Origin of the sequence: Bacillus sp. MM2020_4, from assembly GCF_011250555.1 — a bacterium.
GTDB lineage: Bacteria > Bacillota > Bacilli > Bacillales > Cytobacillaceae > Neobacillus.
The window spans coordinates 49,442-70,370 of the sequence record NZ_JAANMZ010000024.1; the positions used below are offsets into that span (position 1 = coordinate 49,442).

Here is a 20,929-nt window from a genome sequence, read left to right on the forward strand (position 1 = left end):
ACCTATAAAGAGAGGCAGCCACAAATTTTTTGGCTGCCTTTCTTCTTCTTTATATGACTGCTTTACGAAGTGATTGGCCCCTTCAATTGAGACGTTACAGACACCCCTTCAAATATCTTCCCGGGATTTAAAATATGGTTCGGATCAACGGATGCTTTGATCCCCTTCATAATCGGTAAAAGATCTCCATGTTCTTGCCGCAAGAAGGCTTTCTTGCCGAGACCAATCCCGTGCTCACCAGTGCAGGTCCCTCCTTTGGACAATGCAAACTGGACAATTTGTTTATGGACTTCCTCTACGCGCTTCTGTTGTTCTTTACTATTTGGATCCACTGGTAATACCGCATGATAATTACCATCACCCACATGCCCAAAAATGGCTGCATCGAGACCCTGCTCTTCGACTACATTCCTAGTATGTGCTAATGCACTGGTTAGTTCGGACAGTGGGACACATACATCTGTAGACATCATCCCCATCCCCGGATTTGCCGCTAAAATAGCAAAGGCTACATGGTGCCTGGCTTCCCAAAGTTGGGCCCTCTTTAGGGAATCATTTTCAAATTCAAACGTCGCAGATTGTTCACCACTGATAATTTCTCGTGCCTGTTCGACGCTATACGCTACATCAGGTCCGTTGCCGCTGAATTCCATAAACAAAGTGGGTTCCTCACGATAGGTTGTGTTTTTATAGGAATTTACGGCTTTGATGGTCTTTTCATCCACTAACTCTATTTTTCCAATTGGAAGTCCAGCCTTTAGCAACATCGTGGCTGCTTTCCCAGCTGCTTCAATCGATGGGAATGTTGCTTTCACATCTGAGATAACCTCTGGAATTCCTTGCAGTTTTAGAATAATTTCCGTAAAGATCCCTAATGTCCCTTCCGATCCAACGAAGAGTCCAGTTAAATTGTATCCTGCCGATGATTTATAGGAATAACCGCCGCTCCGAATAACCGAACCGTCTGCCAAAACGAGCTCCAATCCCAGCACCTGATCGCGCATGACTCCATATTTAACACTATTTGTACCGCTGGCATTCGTTGCCGCCATTCCTCCAATGGAGGCATCTGCCCCGGGATCGATAGGAAAAAAGAGACCATGTTTCTTTAACGCATGATTCAATTGATCCCTTGTGACCCCCGGCTGAACCGTGACCAAAAAGTCATCCGGCCTGATCGAGAGAATTTGATTCATCAGCGTGAAATTAAGGGTAATTCCTCCATTGACAGGGATAATATGCCCTTCCAAACTTGTTCCGGCCCCAAATGGGACAACTGCAATAGAATGCTCATTGGCAAACTGAACAATCCTGCAAACCTCTTCTTTTGAAATAGGGAAAACAACTATATCGGGCATTGCGGGTGTGTGGTATGCCACCCCCTTACTATGCTGTTCCAAGACCGTCTGATTAATCGAAACCCTCTCACCATCCCCGATAATACGTAACAACTCATCATAAAGCTTCACTGTGGAACCCCCTTCCTAAATAACGGTGCCTGACACCCTTTCTACCTTCCCTCTAGTATTAATAGCTCAGGATTTTCAATGAATGAGTGAACGTCCGTCATAAAGGCATTTGATGGGGCACCATCAATGACGCGGTGATCAAAGGTAATGGACATCCCCATCACATCGCCAATGATGATTTGATCATCCTGGACAATTGGTTTCCTTTTAATACTGTGTATGCCTAGGATGGCAACCTCTGGGTAGTTAATAATCGGTGTTGCATACCAGCCGCCATTTCCGCCTGTGTTTGAAATCGTAAAAGTACTGCCTGTGAGCTCGTCAGTCCTTAACTTCCTTTCTCTGGCTCGAATCGAAAGATCTTGAATCTCCTTTGCTATTTCTAAAATTGTTTTTTGATCCGCATGTTTAATGACAGGGACCATTAGGCCCGCGTCTGTCGCCGTTGCAATCCCGATATGGATTTGTTTCTTATAAACAATCTCCATCCTTTCATCATCAACGGATGCATTAAAGATTGGATGGCGTTGAAGTGCTTTTGCAGCTGCTTTCACAAAGAACGGAAGATACGTCAACTTGACTCCCACCTTTTCAGCATGGTGCTGCAACTGTTTTCGCCATTCAACCAGCTTCGTGATCACCACTTCGTCCATACCACTGCAATGGACAGCCTTTGATTTTGAAAGAGTCATATTTTCATAAATTCTTTTCCGCAACCCCCGAATCGGTTCCCTTATTTCTTCAACCACTTCCCCCTTCAACATTTGTTCGGGTTGTAGCGCAGAAACAACCTTTGGAGCAGCTGACGCGATCGCGACGGCAACCTCCTTAGTAGCTCGGATGCCAAAGGACCTTACATCCTCTTCCGTTACCTTGCCGGCCTTACCTGTCGGCGTCACTTCTGTTATATCAACCCCTAGTTCCCTTGCCAGTTTTCTTACAGATGGTGCCGCTATGACTCGTTGTTTCGGTAAAAGATTGGCTTGAGTAGGTTGTCTTCCGTCCTGTTGACTGATTGACCACTGCTGTGTGGAATTTTGGGGTAAGGATTCTTGTGGGAGGGGGGTGATCGCCTCCATTCGATGATTATTTTCAAGAACGGTAAAAAGGATTTCGCCCACCTTAACCACATCACCACTTTTTGCTCCAAAGGATTGAATGGTTCCTCCTACAGGTGAGGAAATTTCTACAACCGCTTTATCCGTCTGTATTTCTACTAGATTTTCATTTTCCTTTACTTGGTCGCCGACGTTTTTGAACCAAGTAAGGACTTCCGCTTCGTGTAATCCTTCGCCTATGTCAGGCAATCGAAATTCGTATGCCATTCCTTATGCATCTCCTATTCCTTAATGCGAAAATACTTCCTTCATGCCTTGAATGATTCTGTTGGCATTAGGCAGCCATTCATCCTCCACCGATGGTACCGGGTAAGGGGTATCAAAACCAGTTATTCTAATAATCGGTGCCGTTAGGTGAAATAATGCCTTTTCATTGATGAGCGCGGAGATCTCGGCGCCTGGTCCCCCGGTTTTCACTGCTTCATGAACGATGATCGCCCTCCCAGTCTTTTGCACGGAAGTCAGAATCGTTTCCTCATCGATTGGGGAAATCGTCCTTACATCAATTATTTCAACAGTTGTATTGGTCTGCTTTTCCCATTGCTCGACTACCTTACTGACAAGCGGTACACTTGGTCCCCAAGTAATGATCGTTAACTCTTCACCTTGCTTTAACACACGAGCCTTTCCGATCTCAATCACATAATCTTCCTCTGGTACTTCTTGTTTGAAAGCCCTATAAAGCTTCATTGGTTCAAGGAATAATACCGGATCATTATCACGAATTGCCGCTGTTAATAATCCCTTAGCATCATAGGCATTACTTGGCATAACCACCTTCATCCCAGGCGAATGCAAAAACAAACCTTCTAAACTATCAGAATGGAGTTCCGGGGTTCTTACTCCCCCACCAAATGGTGCCCTGACGACCATTGGTGCCTGAAATACACCACCAGACCTAAATCGAAGTCTCGCAGCCTGTGCCACCATCTGATCCATCGCTTCGTAAATAAATCCAAAAAATTGAATCTCAGCGACTGGACGTAATCCCCTGCTTGCCATCCCAACGGAAGCTCCAATAATGGCCGACTCTGCGATTGGCGTATCGACAACGCGTTCTTCCCCAAATAGCGCCTGTAGACCATCTGTGGCACGGAAAACTCCGCCGTTTTTTCCAATATCCTCACCTATGCAAATGACTCGCTGATCCCTTTCCATTTCCTTTCTCAGGGTAAAATTAATTGCCTCAATCATCGTCATTGTGGTCATCACTTCAATACCCCCTCTGTTGGAATGGAGTTCAGCTGCTCTGTAAGCTGGTTTGTCTTTTGCTCATATACCAACCCAAATATTTCTTCAACCTTGCTTCTTGGTGTGTTGACAGCGAGTTCAAATGCCTCTGAAACCTTTTTGTCGGCCCATTCATATTCTTTTTGTTCCAGCTCTTCGTTCCAGATTTCCTTTTCCATGAGAAAAGCTTTCATTCTCTTCAGTGGATCCATTGCCAGCCATTTCTCTAGCTCACCACTATCCCTGTATTTGGTCGGGTCATCAGCCGTCGTATGCGGCCCTTGTCTGTATGTAATAGCCTCCACTAATACAGGTTTTCCCTGGCGAGCACGTTCAAGTGCCTGCTTCATGGTAGAATAAACGGCAAGTGCATCATTACCATCCACTTGAACCCCGGTAATGCCATACGCTACTGCTTTTTGGGAAATCGAGGCACTGCCCGTTTGTTTTGAAATCGGGACACTTATCGCCCACTGATTGTTTTGAACGAAAAAAACGACTGGAAGTTTATAGACACCGGCAAAATTTAACGCCTCGTGGAAATCGCCCTCGGAAGTACCGCCGTCGCCGATATAGGCAACACTTACACTATTTTCCTTATTGTATTTTCCTGCCCAGGCACCGCCGACAGCATGTAGACACTGGGCCCCAATGATAATTTGCACAGGGAAAACATTGGCTGATTCAGATGCCGTCCCCTTGAGATGTCCCATAGTATAAAGGAAAAAATTCTCCATTGGGACTCCGTGGACCAAACTAACACCGACTTCCCGGTAGCTAGGATAGACCCAATCCTGTTTTTCTAAGGAGAAAGCGCTACCAATTTGTGCCGCCTCCTGGCCAATCATGGGGGCATACGTACCGATTCTCCCTTGACGCTGCAATTTTAAGGCTCGTTGATCAAACGATCTCGCTTGAATCATCCATTTATACAAGTTAATCAGTTCCTCATCCTTTACGTCCGGACTTTCACCGGTAAGCTTTCCATTCTCATCCAGATACTGAATTTTTTCCACTACGGTTTCATTAGGTTCCAACCACATAGATTTCCCTCCATATTCGAATTGGATTTCTGAAAATTGACATGATGTCAATAGTATATATTTTCCTTAATAGCGATGTCAATGAAATGTCAGAAGGTTCAGAAATTATACCGCCTTTCCTGCGCTCTCCTGAGCTCTATTAATAAGCGGCTACTCTTGTGACACTAATTGAGGTATTATTTCATGATTAGGACAAAAAAACATCTCCTTGGATGAAAATCACAAGGAGATGTTTTTATACACAACTAGAGGAGCTTTTTTGCAATTGCCCGACCGGCTACTCTTCCCGAAAAAAGACAGCCGCCGACAAACGTGCCTTCAAGTGAACGATATCCATGTACTCCACCGCCACCGAACCCCGATGCTTCTCCAGCCGCATACAGCCCTGGAACCGGATCTCCTGAAGCGTTAAGAACTTGCCCCGACAAATCAGTCTGCAAGCCGCCTAATGTTTTTCGGCTTACGATATGCAAACGGACTGCAATCAAAGGTCCATTTTTCGGATCAAGAATTTTATGCGGTGTCGCAACGCGGATTAGTTTATCCCCAAGATAATTCCGTGCACCCCGGATTGCTGTTATTTGAAGATCCTTCGTAAATTTATTTTCCAGTTCGCGATCTCGTGCTTTTATTTGACGCTCAATCTCTGAGAAATTTAACAGGTTTTCTCCTGTCAATTTATTCATACCGGCTACTAAATCGCTCAAATTATCTTCAATGATAAAGTCTTCCCCTTTGTCCATAAATGCCTTTACAGGGCCAGATGCCCCAGGCAGCGCTCTGCCTATTACTTTTCGAATACTTTTTCCTGTTAGATCCGGGTTTTGTTCCGAACCGGAAAGGGCAAATTCCTTTTCGATAATTTTCTGCGTTAAAATAAACCATGAATAGTCATAGCCTGTCTTTTGGATCGCTTCAAGCGTTCCTAATGTGTCAAACCCAGGAAAATTGGGTGCAGGGAAACGATTGCCTCGTGCATCTAACCAGATTGATGAAGGCCCTGGAAGGATTCGAATCCCGTGATTAGCCCAAACAGGATCCCAGTTTTTAATTCCTTCGGTATAGTGCCACATACGGTCACGGTTTACCATTCGACCGCCTGCTTCTTCGGTAATGGCAAGCATCCTTCCATCCACATGTGCGGGTACACCTGAAATCATCAGTTTTGGGGGCTTCCCCATTCGACTGGGCCAATTTTTGCGGACTAGATCATGGTTGCCACCTATACCACCACTTGAAACCAACACGGCTTGTGCCTGATATGCAAAGTTTCCAACCACCTCTCGACTGCTGGCCTCACCGCGGGCAGCAGAACTTGGGGCAAGAACAGAACCGCTCACACCAACAATTGCCCCGTTACGATTCATCAGATCGTCAACCCGATGTCGCGGACGGAATTCGACTAATCCCTTTTTCATATGCTCCCGGACTCTCCGTTCAAACGGTGCCACGATGCCTGGACCCGTTCCCCACACAATATGGAAGCGCGGGACTGAATTTCCATGTCCGTCGGCAAGATAACCACCACGTTCTGCCCATCCTACTACTGGAAAAAGGCGCACTCCCATATCATATAGCCATGAACGTTTCTCCCCTGATGCAAAATCTACATATGCCTTCGCCCATTTTACCGCCCAGTAATCTTCATCCAATTCCCTGTCGAAACCAGCTGTACCTAACCAATCCTGCCATGCTAATTCTTTCGAATCTTTTATTCCCATTCGCCGCTGTTCCGGTGAATCAACTAGGAACAAACCGCCGAAGGACCACCATGCCTGTCCGCCCATGGATGCCTCAGGTTCCTGATCTAACAGCAAAACCTTTTTACCGGCATCGGCAATCTCCGCTGTCGCTACTAACCCCGCAAGTCCGGCCCCAACTACGATGACATCAAATTCCACAGGACAAATCCCCCATCCATTATCATGTACTTGTTATTTTTTCACCAGAAATTACTGACTTTTTAGATAATTATACAATTAAAAAGGTACTCCTAACCACTCCAATAAGAAAAATAACAAAGTGACCATTGGCAGCATACGTAAGCGCTGAAAATGATTAGCGGGTAAAATACTAAATAGTAAAACAGCTGCGAAAACAGCAAGTCCACTGGAAACTGAAAAAGTATAGAAAAAGTTATTGCCCTTAACCAAGAGCATACTAATAGGTAAAGCCGCACAAAACGCGGCCCGCCAGCCATTTCCTTTGGCGTACCACACCAGATAACCGGCTAGCGGCGAAAGTAAGGCAATACCGCCCCAATAGATAAGATCATCCTTTGGTGAAAATCCTAACAACACCATCGAATATATATAATAAGTAATAATCATTGTAGTCAAAAAGACAAATACGTGTAATGCTGCGACTTTAGGCGAACGACTTCGCATGGCTATGATTGATGCTACGACTACCCCAAAAACTGGGTAAGTTCCTATTAATTTTGCAGACAGGCCCAATAAGGCACCCAATAAAAATACCCACAATACTCTTACTACTCTCTGGGATAGTGGAGGCACTCGATCCGACTTTGCTCTGATATAAACCAGCTTTTCCTTCATATTTTTTGTACCCTTTGCGTCTCATTCACTATCATCACCTCTATTTACATGATTTTACCAGATCCCACAAAGGTATTAAAACACGTATTCTATTCTTTTGGTGCAACCTAGTTTCATGAAGTTTGATAATTTTGAAGATACTTTTAAGTATGGTATGTTAGTAAGGAAAAAACAATTGGGGGTTAAAAAATGGTCCTGCCAAATTTTAATGAAAACTTACAAAAATACGCAAAACTTTTAGTAGCAAAGGGAATCAACGTTCAGCCCGGTGATTGGGTAAAAATGACGATTACTGTGGATCAAGCTCCATTAGCTCGTTATATCACCCAAGAGGCATATACGTTAGGGGCTGAAAAAGTAATCGTTAAATGGTCTGATGATGAAATCAGTAAACTGCATTACTTACATCAACCTGTAGAAGTGTTGACGACCATTCCTGAATACGAAATTCAAGAATCCGAAGACCATGTGTTAAATCATCGAGTAAGTCGTCTATCGATTGTCTCAAGTGATCCTGGATTACTAAATGAAGTCGATCCCGCTAAAATCGGTGCCTATCAAAATATAGCTGGAAAAGCATTCAGTGCCCAGCGTATTGCCACACAAAATGATGATTTAAAATGGACTGTTGCTGCCGCTGCCGGTGCAGGTTGGGCTGCAAAAGTGTTCCCGGACTTATCATCTTCTGAGGAACAGGTCGATGCCTTATGGGATCAAATCTTTAAAACCTCCCGTGTTTATGCAGATGACCCAATTGCTGCATGGGATGACCATAAACAAACATTGAATGAAAAAGCGGCGAAACTAAATGAAATTCAATTTGATGCCCTTCACTATACAGCTCCAGGTACGGATTTAACGTTAGGTTTACCAAAGAACCACATTTGGGCCTGTGCAGAGAGCTATAATCCTAAAGGGGAAGAGTTTATTGCCAACATGCCGACGGAGGAAGTCTTCACGGCGCCTGATACCCATCGCATGGATGGTGTGGTTCGCAGCACCAAACCGTTAAGCTATGCCGGGACATTAATTGAAGGCATTGAGATTCATTTTAAGGATGGCAAAATCGTGGATATTTCTGCTGAAAAGGGCGATGAGGCGATTAAGAAGTTGGTTTTTGATAACGAAGGCGGTACAGGCTTGGGTGAAGTGGCCCTAGTACCAGATCCATCACCTATTTCACAATCCGGAATTACTTTCTTCAATACCCTTTTTGATGAAAATGCCTCCAATCACTTAGCCATCGGATCAGCTTATCCGACTACCATTCAGGGTGGCACAAAGATGAGTCAAGAGGAACTATTGAAGCACGGCATGAACACTTCCACCGTACACGTCGATTTCATGATAGGTTCTGACCAAATGGATATCGATGGCATCAAGCAAGACGGCACCATTGTTCCCATCTTCCGTAATGGAGACTGGGCGTTTTAGGAAGCGCATGAAGCGCGGGGACGGTTCTTGTGCTTCAGAAGCATAAGAACCGTCCCCTGCTTCCCTGCCTCCACCTACTTTATCTCCGATACTGCCACTTCCTGATAGGCTTTGAAGAAGGCACTGCAAAATGTATCCCATTCGATTGCTGCTTCCATGGACCCCTCACTTACTTCGCCTAGAACCGGCCGTTGCAGCAGGTCTTGAAGCTGTTCCGAAAAGGCTTGAATGGTTTCTTGAGAGGCTCCTTCAAGAACATGACGAACGAAATCAGACGGTGGATACCAATCAGCTACTCTACTAATATCACGATAAATCTGGGTTAATAAGAGGTTTCGTGGTCCTTCCCATTGTTCGTTTACGACGACATCCCTAAAGATCCGTGGAAGCGCGGAGAACTCTTCCATCACGCCATGACCGGCAAACACTGAGATAGCCTCACGTACTATTTCTACTCCCTCTTTGGTAGCGCCAATTTTTTGCAATAAAATTAGTTCCCGTAGATTAAATAATTGCTTTCTGATTTCAAGCGGGTGGTCTGATTTTAGTCCGGGATTGAGTGGCTTTTCAAGTCGCAGGAAGAGATCATAAATTTTAAAGGCACCTGCTGTTGTACGCTGTGCCGCATTTTCTATTTGCTTTAACTTGCTGGCAGCAAGTGGATAGTCTTTTATCTTTTTGCCAAAAACGGAACGGAATTCACTATAAAGATATGCTTCTCTTGATGCACGGAGCATAAATCCGGCACAGGCAATGCCAATTTCAAGACGGGACAACGTCAGAACTATTCCCACTGCCACGGCTATCCCTTTATCTTTTGGACCGATTGGATAGGCAAGGGCACCATTATATTGAAATTCACCTGTCGGAACCTCCGCAGTACCCATTTTCCATTTAATCCGGTTAATTTGATATCCATTTCTCTTTTCCTTTTCTTTGTCCCCTGGAAGCCATGAAGGAACAATAAAAGTGGATACCTTATTTGACCCTGATATCTTTGCGGTAACCACGGAATAATCGGCATGGGCCACCGAACAAAAGAATTTATTCCCATATAACCGATAGTTTTTTCCATCCGGCACGGCTTCTAGTAGATTGGCAGGTAAATCAGAGCCGCCCTGAATTTCTGACATAAACTGGGCACCAATGGCAAATTCACCGTTAGCCCCCTCTTTTGTCTGCATTAAAATCTCTTGGAGTTCTGGATGTGCCTCATTCGGAAATTCTTCAAGTAGAGCAATTAAGCCATGGGTACATGTTAAAGGGCATGTAACCCCCGCTTCTCCCAATTGATGAATTAACATTCGTTTCACAAAACTTTCCCAAGCCGTCTTTTGACTAGAAAACAGCCCTTCACCAAATACTCCTTTTTCTAATTGATGTGTTTCCGGTGGACGGACCACTCTGTCGATCCTATGATTAAACGCATCATAGTGTAGCATGTGTGGGCGAACCTCCGGCCTTGCACTTTGTGCAGCTAAATGATTCCATTTGGAGGAAACCGTTGGTGAAAAGGAAAGAATTTTTTCATGAATTTGTTCAAATTCCATACCAGTGAATTTTTCCATGGCTTTCTGCAAAAATGGTTCATCACGATACCAATCAAGATTTTCGCGCTTTTCTACGAATTCATCAAAGGTGTAGGTGTTTTTCCCTCTAGTTTCCGTGTCCTGGGAAGTAAGGCTCATCAACTAATCACTCCTTCTTTTCAATTGACAAAATGGATTATTCAGAATTATTATAATGTTATGTTAACGTTAACGTCAACTAGGAGGATAAATAATGTCAGAGGAACGTCTTTTTTCAATAAGCGAACTAGCAACCATGTTTGATGTCAGCTCCAGAACCATTCGTTACTATGAAGAAGTCGGAATGCTAACGTCAGAGACACGCGACAGCTTAACCAAGCAAAGAAGTTATACAACTCAAGAAAGAAGAAGGTTAAAAATGATTCTCCGCGGCAAAAACCTCGGCTTTAGCTTGCAAGAAATAAAAGAAATGATTGAGCTGTATGAAGCAAATCCTGAGGGTGAAGAAGAGCAGAAAAGAATCATCCAGCATGCTGACCGAAAAATTCAGGATATCAATGAACAGATTTTACAATTGGAAATGTTAAGAGATGAGATCATTGCTCATAAGGTGAGGTATTTACAAAAAGGGTGAGAAATACTGGTCTAAAGAAAACGCAAGCGCCCCTGGGCAGCCATGTATGGCCAGGGGCGCTTCAACCTGCCGATGGAGGACAAATCTCCGCGAAAACCAACAGAAATGTCCTTCATTTTTTACCTTTTAAGAATAGGCTTAATGATCATTTTCACGTAATGGGGCTTCTAATATATCCTCTATCCCTATGATATAAAACAAGAGCAATCACTAAAAATCCCGATGCAATCCAAATAGAAGTATTCCCTATATAAGTTGTGGTCACTGTCCCCGTTAATGCACCAAATAAAAAGGAAAGAATAATGCCGTTGAATTCTTTAAACTTCTTTTTCGCTTCTGGATTACGTTCAATAAATGCTGAATAAGCTGCTTGTGTTGCGGTTCGAAGGTTGCCTGTTGTCATCGTCGAGTTGTAAGCCCACTTATCAAGTTTATTGAATGTAGAGATTTGCAATGACGATACGAATGAAATACTTACCGTTACCACTAAATTCGGGGCACCACTCGGCAAAATACCGACAACGACCAATACCACGCATTCCAAAATAAGGATCGAACGTCTATAGCTATGCAAAGCTTGCCTTATCTGAGGAAGCTTCACTACTTCAGATACTAAAACCCCCAGAATAAAAGCTGAAATGGGAACAATATAGAGGAGAGAACTTCTCCACTCCCCATTCGCCACTTTTACCGCAAATAAGACGATATTCCCTGTCTGAGCATTTGCAAATACTCCATCTCTGCTTACGAAAGTATACGCATCTAAAAAGCCACCAACTATCGCCAACAATACAGCCAGACGGACTGAATTTGACGCTAACGAAGGAATTTTCTTCTGTTTGTCTATCATATGATGTTCACCTTGATTCAATAATAATGTACAATTTGTAGCAGTGGAAGCAGGGGACGGTTCTTGCGCTTTATTTTTAAAGAAATTAATCAAACGTTTAATTAGGTAACCTTGTTTGTCATTCCAAGTGTCCCTCGGTTTAACCAATTGTTTGATTAGTTTTACCAGACCAGTCATACCAGGGTCTCTCGCCATTCAAGCAATTGTTTGTTTAGTTTTTGTACCTATTCTGTTAGTATCCATACCCCCAGATAATTGACCACCTCAACCAAACACCTTTTTATATTAATCCTTTGATTTAGTGGCTTCAACCACTTTCTTTAATGTTGAATTGATATTTTGTAAGCTTATGAGAATAAAACCAAGCATGACAAAAGTTACGATCTCACCAGTATAAATGGAGACAATAGCCAATATTACCGCATACGCAGCATATAAAAAACCATTCATTACCGTTCACCCCCTATATTTTCCATTGATTTACGTCTCCATTTTAACATAGTCTTCCAATTCCCTTGCTTATTAAAAAAGAAAAACGCTTGAGCCCAAGCGTTTTTTTAAAAGTTTATATAATCATCTTTTTATCGGATTGTAGTTGAAGTTCCTGTTCTCCCAAATCGTCCTGCTCACGATTCTTTTTGATTTTAAAGTGATAAATTAAATAGCAGGCAATGACAAATGGAACTCCGCAATACAGTGCAACTCGCTGCTCAGAATCAAATGCTAAGCTGAGTAGGACGATAATGTTTAACGTTAATCCCAGGATTGGCAGGAATGGGAATAACGGTGTTCTGAATTTAAGGTCTTCCACTTTTCCGCCTTCACGAATGAATTTCCTGCGGAAGGCAATTTGCGAAGCGGTGATGGAAATCCAGCCAACTTGCGCACCTAGTCCCGCGACAGAAATAAGCCATACAAACACAGTACTAGCAGCTACTACACTTGATAATAGTGATAATAGGGCTATTCCAATGGTTAAAATAAGGGCATTAACAGGAACTCCTCTTTTCGATACCTTCGTTAGTAGGGGACTAGCCATTTTCTCCCTTCCCATGGCATACAACATCCGGGTTGCTGCATAAAGACCAGAGTTTGCCACAGAAAGTAATGCAGTTAGAACAACAAAGTTCATAATATCTGCTGCATATGGGATTCCAATACTATCAAATACCACTACGAATGGGCTTTCAATTACTCCAGCTTTTTCCGTTGGTATTAAACCTGATAAAACAAAGATGGCTAATACAAAGAAGAAAAGAGTACGCCAAACGGTTTGTTTAATCGACTTTGGAATCGTTTTTTCAGGCTCTTCACTTTCTCCCGCGGCGATCCCAATTAATTCCGTACCTTGGAACGAAAAGTTTACGGTAATCATCGTGATTAGTAAGGCTGTTATTCCATGTGGCAAGAGGCCGTGCGCGGTGAAATTCGTCATAAATGGCGCCGGTTGGCCGCCTTTCATGTGAATAAACCCAAACATGGCAGCTCCACCTAATACAATAAACGCTATGATAGCAAAAATTTTAATACTTGAGAACCAAAATTCAGCTTCACCAAACGCACGAGCTGAAAGTGCATTAAGGGCAAATAGAACGATGGCAAATATCGCACACCAGATCCAAATCGGAGAATCAGGAAACCATCTTTGCATTAACTGCCCCGCAGATAGTAATTCCAGTGCAACCGTCACAGCCCACCCTAACCAATAAAGCCATCCAAGGGCAAATCCAGTTCCTGGGCCAATAAATTTCGTCGTATAGGTTTGAAACGAGCCGGAGACTGGCATTGCCACCGACATTTCACCAAGGCAAAGCATCGTCAAAAACATGATGAAGCCGCCAACGATATAAGAAAGGATGGCACCGGCTGGTCCTGCATGAGAAATCGTATAACCTGACCCTAAGAAAAGACCTGATCCGATAACCCCTCCTAAAGAGATCATAAATAAATGTCTTGACTTCATTGTTCGTTTTAATTCATGTGTTGAATTAGATTCTTGTAGATTCATTAAGTTTCCCCCTTTTTCCCCAAAAAGAATGCGCTTCCATTAAAAAAGTGTTGAATAGGATAATTCTTTTCACAAGTAGTGCTTTCAGTCTTCCTTTGTATAAGAAAGAATAAGGCAATATTCGACATTTAGCAACAACTACTTCTTTCTAAATTATCCCTAAATTCACAAAATAATAATGCAATTTCCGTGCCAAACAATACTTGCTTAATTGTGAACATATTTTGACGAATGCTGCCAATATTTTTTGCATCTTCATTAAACTTTTTGCACATACACCGCAAAAAAAACATCCCCTCCGAATGGAAAGGATGTTTTTTTTGCGGTGTATGTGCAAAAATATCTTTACACCCAGCCACGGAATCGTGAAGCTTCTGCTGCCTTTTTTATCCCTGTCATATAGGCCGCTAACCGCATATCCACCTGATGAGTAGCAGCTGTTTGATAAATATTTTCAAAAGACTCAATCATGACCTTGGCTAATTTTTGATGAACTTCTTCTTCCGACCAATAATAGCCTTGATTATTTTGCACCCATTCAAAATAAGAAACGGTTACTCCGCCGGCACTCGCCAAAATATCGGGGACAAGGAGGACTCCACGTTCCGTTAAGATACTGGTTGCTTCAAGTGTTGTTGGTCCATTTGCTGCCTCCACGATAATCGAGGCCTTAATATTTGCCGCATTCTTAGCCGTTATTTGGTTTGAAATCGCTGCAGGCACAAGAATGTCGCACTCTAATTCAAGTAATTCTTGATTTGTAATCGTATCTTTAAACAGTTGAGAGAATGTACCGAAGCTATCCCTTCTGTCTAACAAATAATCGATATCAAGCCCATTCGGATCATACACACCGCCGTAAACATCCGAAACAGCAACGACTTTTGCCCCAGCATCATGTAGAAACTTCGCTAAAAAGCTACCTGCATTGCCAAAACCTTGAATGACAACACGTGCACCCTTTAACTCCATTCCCTTTTTCTTCACCGCTTCTTCAATACAAATGGTTACTCCAGCAGCAGTCGCCGTTTCTCGGCCTTGCGAGCCCCCCAAGACAATTGGTTTTCCCGTGATAAATCCCGGTGAGTCAAATTCACGTAATCGGCTATATTCATCCATCATCCACGCCATTATCTGCGAATTGGTATACACATCTGGTGCCGGAATATCCTTTGAAGGACCGACAATTTGGCTAATCGCGCGGACATATCCACGGCTTAACCTTTCAAGCTCTCTAAAGGACATTTTTCGTGGGTCACAGATAATTCCACCTTTTCCGCCACCATAAGGAAGATCAGTGATTCCACACTTTAAGGTCATCCAAATGGACAAAGCTTTTACTTCTTCTTCATTTACTTCTGGATGAAAGCGAACGCCACCCTTTGTTGGGCCCACGGCATCATTATGCTGAGAACGATAGCCTGTAAAAATTTGTACCGAGCCATCATCCATTCGAACGGGAATACGAACGGTCAATAATCTGATAGGATCTTTTAATAGTTCATACATTTCGTTCGTATAGCCCAATTTATTTAATGCCTTTTGGATAACCGTTTGCGTAGAGTAGAATAAATTTAATGATTCTTCCTCTTTTTGTTGATCTTTTTCCAAATTGTTAAGTTCAGCCGTAGTAACCGTCATGAAAGACACCTCGTGGAATTTATAGAATAAAATAGTGCACGTCTTTTAAAAAAACTAGGAAAGGACCTTTTTAATCTTCTCGATCGCCCAATCGATTTCTTCTTTTGAAATAATTAATGGCGGTGCAAAACGAATCACTGTATCATGAGTTTCTTTACAGAGTAACCCTTCCTCTTTTAATTGCTCACAAAATGGCCTTGCTTCCTCTGTCAATTCAACACCAATGAACAGGCCTTTGCCCCTAACATCTTTAATCATTGGGTTATTGATTGTTTTTAATTGATTAAGAAAATACTTCCCTAATTCAAGGGAGCGTTCAGCTAATTTCTCTTCCTCAAGCACATCTAATGCTGCAAGTGATACTGCACATGCCAGTGGATTTCCGCCAAAAGTTGAACCATGAGAGCCTGGATTAAATACACCTAGAACATCAGCATTCGCCACCACACATGAAATTGGGAACACTCCGCCGCCGAGCGCTTTTCCTAAAATCAACATATCTGGCTCAACATTTTCCCAATCACATGCAAACATTTTTCCAGTACGCGCCAAACCCACTTGAATTTCGTCAGCAATGAACAACACGTTGTTTTCTTTACATAGGTCAGACGCTGCTTTTAAAAATCCTTCAGGTGGTAAAATGATTCCTGCTTCACCCTGAATTGGTTCCATTAAGAAGGCAGCAGTATTTGGTGTGATGGCTGTCTTTAATGCTTCAAGATCACCATATGGAATTAAGTTAATGCCCGGTAACATTGGTCCAAAGCCGCGTTTATAATCCGGATCAGAGGAAAGTGAAACAGCCCCCATCGTTCTGCCATGGAAGTTCCCGTTACAAGCAATAATTTCCGCTTGATCTTCCGCGATTCCTTTCACGTCATACCCCCAGCGCCGTGCTGCCTTCAACGCTGTTTCAACCGCTTCGGCACCTGTATTCATTGGAAGAACCATTTCTTTATTCGTTAACTGAGATACTTTTTCATACCATGGGCCAAGCTGGTCGTTATGGAATGCACGAGATGTTAGTGTTACTTTATCCGCTTGGTCTTTTAGGGCTTGAATGATTTTTGGATGACGGTGCCCTTGGTTCACTGCTGAATAGGCACTAAGCATATCCATATACCGATTACCTTCTGGACTTTCAACCCATACTCCTTCTGCCTTAGCGATCACAATTGGAAGCGGGTGGTAGTTATTTGCACCAAATTTCTGCGTTTGTTCGATGATTTCAGTTGTTTTTGTTGTAGTAGTCATTTTGTTTTCCTCCTTCTTTTTTACCCTGGCAAAAGATACTTCTACCAGGGTACTAGCCTAGAATTATAGTGTTTCAGATGTTGTTTTAGCTTGCATATGAAGCAGTAAATAATCAGGGCCGCCTGCTTTTGAATCCGTCCCAGACATATTAAAGCAGCCAAATGGCTGATAGCCGACAATGGCACCTGTACAAACACGATTAAAGTAAAGATTCCCGACATGGAATTCCTCACGTGCACGCTCGATATGTTCACGGTTATTAGAAATCAATGCTCCTGTTAGGCCATAATCTGTGTTATTAGCAATTTTCATCATATGGTCAAAATCACGTGCCTTGCAAAAAGCCACCACTGGCCCGAAAATTTCTTCCTGCATTAAGCGTGAATTTTCATCTACGTCAGCAAAAATGGTTGGCTGAATGAAGTAACCATTTGAATCGTCCCCTTCACCGCCAGTCATTAATCTACCTTCTTGCTTGCCCACTTCCATATAATTCATGATTTTTTTGAAAGACTTTTCATCGATGACTGGTCCCATATAATTCTCTGGTTCTTCAGGATTACCAATTGTGAGCGTTTTTGTTAGGGCAACCGCCTTTTCAAGTACTTCATCATACACGTCTTGGTGAATGACAGCGCGTGATCCTGCTGAACATTTTTGACCCGAGAATCCGAAGGCAGCGTAGACGATAGAAGAAGCAGCTAAGTCTAAATCGGCATGATTGTCGACGACCATTGTGTCTTTACCGCCCATTTCCGCAATGACACGCTTGATCCAAATTTGTCCTGGATGTACTTTCGCCGCCCGTTCATTGATTCTACAGCCTACTTCACGCGAACCTGTAAACGATACAAATCGTGTTTTCGGATGGTCAACAAGATAATCACCAATTTTCGCACCGCTTCCTGGTACAAAGTTTAAAACACCCTTTGGAAGACCGGCTTCTGTCATCAGTTCAACAAATTTCGCTGCAATCACAGGTGTCGAGTTTGCTGGCTTCAGGAGGACTGTATTCCCTGAAACAATCGCCGCAATCGTTGTCCCTGCCATGATGGCTAATGGAAAGTTGAAAGGTGAAATGATAACCCCAACCCCAAGTGGAATATAGTGAAATTGATTAAATTCACCTGCACGGCTATTTACTGGAACGCCTTCTTTGATCTTCAGCATTTGCCGACCATAATATTCAATGAAATCAATTGCTTCCGCTGTATCTGCATCCGCTTCTTTCCATGGCTTTCCGGCTTCTTTCACAAGATAGCTTGAGAATTCATGTTTCCGGCGGCGCATGATAGCAGCAGCACGGAATAAAATATTCGCCCGGTGTTCCGGTTTCCACCTTTTCCAGGATTCAAATGCGGTTAAAGCTGCTTGCATCGCTTTTTCAGCTAACTCCTGGTCTGCCATTGAAACGCTTCCAATAATCTCTTCTTTATTTGCTGGATTGATGGAAGTAATTTGTTCCTCTGTTATCACCGCTTCACCGTCAATGATAACGGGATAATGTTTGCCGAGCTGTGTTTGAACATATGCTAATGCATCTTTAAATGCCTTTATATTTTTTTCTTCCGCAAAATTTGTAAATGGTTCGTGTGTATAAGGCTGCACCAGAATTCCCCCTTAAGTTTATTACTTAAAAATAATGCAAGTTCCGTGCCAACTTCTACTTTTGCGGTTTACCGAGGTTTTTCACTTACTTAGTGCCACGAAATTTTGCAAAAAAGAACCATTTTCAGCTTTTAGCGCAAAAATATTTTGCATTCAAACGTTTATTTTGTTTAAATAGGTGGTAATGGAACTATACAAAGGGAATGAAGTCACAGTGGAAAATTCAAAAAAGGCAGTCCAGTATCTGCACTATATAAACCAAATGTATAAACAGATTTTGGACGAAGTGGATGTAGGCATTCATGCAGTAGATGAAACGGGAAAAACGATTATATATAACAAGAAAATGATGCAAATGGAATCGATGGATATCCAAGATGTACTTAATAAAAATCTATTAGACGTATTCATGTTTAAAGACGACCAATCTAGTACTCTCGTTCGAGCCTTACAGGAAGGCAAAAAAACCAGTAATGTGAAGCAAACCTATTTTAATAACAAGAGCCGGGAAATTACTACGATTAATAATACCATTCCTATTTTTCAAGATGGAAAAATCCAAGGAGCTGTGGAGATAGCGAATGATGTAACGAAATTAGAAAAATTAATAAAGGGAAATAGTAATAGTAAAGGCACACCCAGATTTACTTTTGATAGTATTATTGGCAGCAGTCGGGTCATGAAGGACGTGATTGAAGGGGCAAAGCGGGCAACCCGTACTTCCTCCTATGTCTTGGTTGTCGGTGAAACAGGAACAGGCAAAGAACTATTTGCCCAAAGCATCCATAACGCCAGCGATCGCTTTTCGGCTCCCTTTATCTCACAAAACTGTGCTGCCCTGCCTGATAATTTAATTGAAAGTCTCCTCTTTGGTACAAAACGCGGGGCCTTTACGGGTGCAGTTGATACACCGGGATTATTTGAACAAGCAAACGGGGGCACATTGCTGCTTGATGAAATTAACTCATTAAATTTAAATCTCCAGGCAAAGTTACTTCGTGTCCTCCAGGAGAAAACGATTAGGCGAATCGGTGATACGAAAGACACACCCGTTGATGTACGGGTCATAGCCAATATCAATGAGGATCCAATTGACGCCATTGCCAACAATCATTTACGGAAAGACCTTTATTATCGTCTCGGTGTTGTGACTATCTTTATTCCACCATTAAGGGAGCGTAAGGAAGATATCCCATTACTCGTTCAACATTTTATTGAAAAATATAATGAGCGTTTTCAAATGAATGTGAAGGGGCTTCACGAAGAGGTCAGTCAGTCATTTCTGGAGTATGATTGGCATGGGAATGTCCGCGAGCTCGAGCATATCATCGAAGCGGCGATGAACATTATGATGGATGAAGAAGTGATTATGTATGCACATTTACCTTTCCAATATCGAAGTAAAATGCAAATCAAAGAAAGAATGCTCCCACATTCAACTGTTGATACATTCATTAAGGAAAATTCAGATGTCTCCATTCCGTTGAAAGATCAAATAGAATTATTTGAAAAAACCTATATTGAGCATGTCCTTAAAAAGAATGACTTCAACATTTCACGGACAGCGGGATTGCTGGGGTTAAGCCGGCAAAGCTTACAATATCGAATGAAAAAGCTTGATATCAGATAAAAGGGTGGTTGGTTTCCACTAGCACCCCTGGGATTCTGTTGAAATATTTTCTCAAATATCGGGGATGAAGGACTAATCCCTGCTGAAAACCATGCGATTTGTCCTTCATGAAGCCGATGAAGGACTAATCCCTATTAAAAACCATGCGATTTGTCCTTCATGAAGCCGATGAAGGTCTAAGGACTAATCCCACTTAAAACCAGATAATTTGTCCTTCATAAAGCCGCTACAATTATCCAAAAAAAAAAAACGCCAACTCCCGAATAAAAGAGGAGTGACGTTTTTACTTTATAATCTTTATATTCCCTTTTTGAATCTTCTTCCTTAGTGAATTCATCATGAAGAATTTAATGACGCGTCTTGTTGGCGGAAATAGCATGAAAAAGCCAGCAATGTCTGAAATGAAACCCGGTGTTAACAGAAGGATTCCGCCCACTAATATACAGATTCCATCCACTACCGCTTCACCAGGGATTTGGCCGTTTCGCAACTGCTCTTGGGCCTTCCGAATCGTTTGCAGGCCCTCTCTTTTTGCTAAATATGCGCCTATTATGCCCGTCAATATAATGAGTAGCAATGTCGGCCAAACGCCGAACGTCTTTCCTGAAAAAAGGAGTAACCCTATTTCTGCTGCAGGGATTGCTATAATCAAGATTAACAAATAACGCATTAAGGGGTCTCACTCCTTCCGAACGAGTTAACCTTATTATACAGGATGGACTATTTAATATAAAAAAATCAACTTATTTATTTGTCGACATTAAAAGAAAAAGTTAAATAAATAAACTACAAAGAGAAAGATAAAAACTACTAATGGTGCTTTTCTCTTTTCCTTAGCACAAATAAAGATTAAAACACATAATATCAAAAATGATAATGAATACGCTATGGAATCAAACCAGCTATCATCTATTACATTATTA

The 20,929-nt window shown here is 42.4% G+C and carries 17 protein-coding genes; 3 read left to right on the forward strand and 14 right to left on the reverse strand.

Annotation, left to right across the window (positions count from 1 at the left end):
- Positions 1-62: 62 nt before the first annotated feature.
- The 6 genes from G6554_RS15430 to G6554_RS15455 form a co-directional block, all read right to left on the reverse strand.
- Complete coding sequence (locus G6554_RS15430) at positions 63-1,469, reverse strand: FAD-linked oxidase C-terminal domain-containing protein (protein WP_166243398.1); 1,407 nt, start codon at positions 1,467-1,469, stop codon at positions 63-65.
- Positions 1,470-1,510: 41 nt separating this feature from the next.
- A complete protein-coding gene (locus G6554_RS15435; protein ID WP_166243400.1) occupies positions 1,511-2,794 on the reverse strand; it encodes a dihydrolipoamide acetyltransferase family protein in 1,284 nt (427 codons plus the stop codon).
- Between the two features lie 21 nt (positions 2,795-2,815).
- Positions 2,816-3,796 carry an alpha-ketoacid dehydrogenase subunit beta gene (locus tag G6554_RS15440; protein WP_166243432.1) on the reverse strand — a complete coding sequence of 327 codons (981 nt, stop codon included), beginning with the start codon at positions 3,794-3,796 and terminating at the stop codon, positions 2,816-2,818.
- A complete protein-coding gene (pdhA, locus tag G6554_RS15445; RefSeq protein WP_166243402.1) occupies positions 3,796-4,860 on the reverse strand; it encodes a pyruvate dehydrogenase (acetyl-transferring) E1 component subunit alpha in 1,065 nt (354 codons plus the stop codon). Before pdhA ends, G6554_RS15440 begins: the two co-directional genes overlap by 1 nt.
- Positions 4,861-5,105: 245 nt before the next feature.
- Positions 5,106-6,761 carry an FAD-binding dehydrogenase gene (locus tag G6554_RS15450; protein WP_166243404.1) on the reverse strand — a complete coding sequence of 552 codons (1,656 nt, stop codon included), beginning with the start codon at positions 6,759-6,761 and terminating at the stop codon, positions 5,106-5,108.
- Between the two features lie 78 nt (positions 6,762-6,839).
- On the reverse strand, positions 6,840-7,418 hold the full coding sequence (locus G6554_RS15455; RefSeq protein WP_166243406.1) for a hypothetical protein: 579 nt from the start codon (positions 7,416-7,418) through the stop codon (positions 6,840-6,842).
- A gap of 189 nt (positions 7,419-7,607) precedes the next feature.
- Here G6554_RS15455 and G6554_RS15460 point away from each other — a divergent pair, with 189 nt between their 5' ends.
- Positions 7,608-8,852 carry an aminopeptidase gene (locus G6554_RS15460; protein WP_166243408.1) on the forward strand — a complete coding sequence of 415 codons (1,245 nt, stop codon included), beginning with the start codon at positions 7,608-7,610 and terminating at the stop codon, positions 8,850-8,852.
- A gap of 74 nt (positions 8,853-8,926) precedes the next feature.
- Here the strand turns inward: G6554_RS15460 and G6554_RS15465 are convergent, their stop codons facing one another.
- The gene (locus G6554_RS15465; protein WP_166243434.1) at positions 8,927-10,540 is read right to left on the reverse strand and encodes an acyl-CoA dehydrogenase family protein; all 1,614 of its coding nucleotides are present in this window, start codon (positions 10,538-10,540) and stop codon (positions 8,927-8,929) included.
- Positions 10,541-10,634: 94 nt separating this feature from the next.
- On the opposite strand from G6554_RS15465, the gene G6554_RS15470 reads away from it, so the two are divergent.
- Positions 10,635-11,015, forward strand: coding sequence for a MerR family DNA-binding protein (locus G6554_RS15470; RefSeq protein WP_166243410.1), 381 nt, complete (start codon positions 10,635-10,637; stop codon positions 11,013-11,015).
- A 151-nt stretch (positions 11,016-11,166) separates the two neighbouring features.
- Here the strand turns inward: G6554_RS15470 and G6554_RS15475 are convergent, their stop codons facing one another.
- The 6 genes from G6554_RS15475 to pruA form a co-directional block, all read right to left on the reverse strand.
- Entirely contained in the window at positions 11,167-12,042 is an 876-nt protein-coding gene (locus tag G6554_RS15475) for a YoaK family protein (protein ID WP_242637804.1), read from the reverse strand.
- A gap of 108 nt (positions 12,043-12,150) precedes the next feature.
- On the reverse strand, positions 12,151-12,315 hold the full coding sequence (locus G6554_RS15480; RefSeq protein ID WP_166243412.1) for a hypothetical protein: 165 nt from the start codon (positions 12,313-12,315) through the stop codon (positions 12,151-12,153).
- A 115-nt stretch (positions 12,316-12,430) separates the two neighbouring features.
- Positions 12,431-13,873 (reverse strand): amino acid permease, encoded by a 1,443-nt coding sequence (locus G6554_RS15485; RefSeq protein ID WP_166243414.1) that lies wholly within the window; start codon positions 13,871-13,873, stop codon positions 12,431-12,433.
- Positions 13,874-14,218: 345 nt separating this feature from the next.
- Positions 14,219-15,514, reverse strand: a complete 1,296-nt coding sequence (locus G6554_RS15490) for a Glu/Leu/Phe/Val family dehydrogenase (RefSeq protein WP_166243416.1) — start codon at positions 15,512-15,514, stop codon at positions 14,219-14,221.
- Between the two features lie 54 nt (positions 15,515-15,568).
- A complete protein-coding gene (locus G6554_RS15495) occupies positions 15,569-16,768 on the reverse strand; it encodes an ornithine--oxo-acid transaminase (RefSeq protein WP_166243418.1) in 1,200 nt (399 codons plus the stop codon).
- Between the two features lie 63 nt (positions 16,769-16,831).
- Complete coding sequence (gene pruA / locus G6554_RS15500) at positions 16,832-18,379, reverse strand: L-glutamate gamma-semialdehyde dehydrogenase (RefSeq protein ID WP_166243438.1); 1,548 nt, start codon at positions 18,377-18,379, stop codon at positions 16,832-16,834.
- A 259-nt stretch (positions 18,380-18,638) separates the two neighbouring features.
- Here pruA and G6554_RS15505 point away from each other — a divergent pair, with 259 nt between their 5' ends.
- Positions 18,639-20,006 carry a sigma-54 interaction domain-containing protein gene (locus G6554_RS15505; RefSeq protein ID WP_166243440.1) on the forward strand — a complete coding sequence of 456 codons (1,368 nt, stop codon included), beginning with the start codon at positions 18,639-18,641 and terminating at the stop codon, positions 20,004-20,006.
- Positions 20,007-20,289: 283 nt separating this feature from the next.
- On the opposite strand, the gene G6554_RS15510 is transcribed toward G6554_RS15505, so the two are convergent.
- Entirely contained in the window at positions 20,290-20,676 is a 387-nt protein-coding gene (locus tag G6554_RS15510) for an FxsA family protein (RefSeq protein ID WP_166243420.1), read from the reverse strand.
- Between the last annotated feature and the right edge of the window lie 253 nt (positions 20,677-20,929).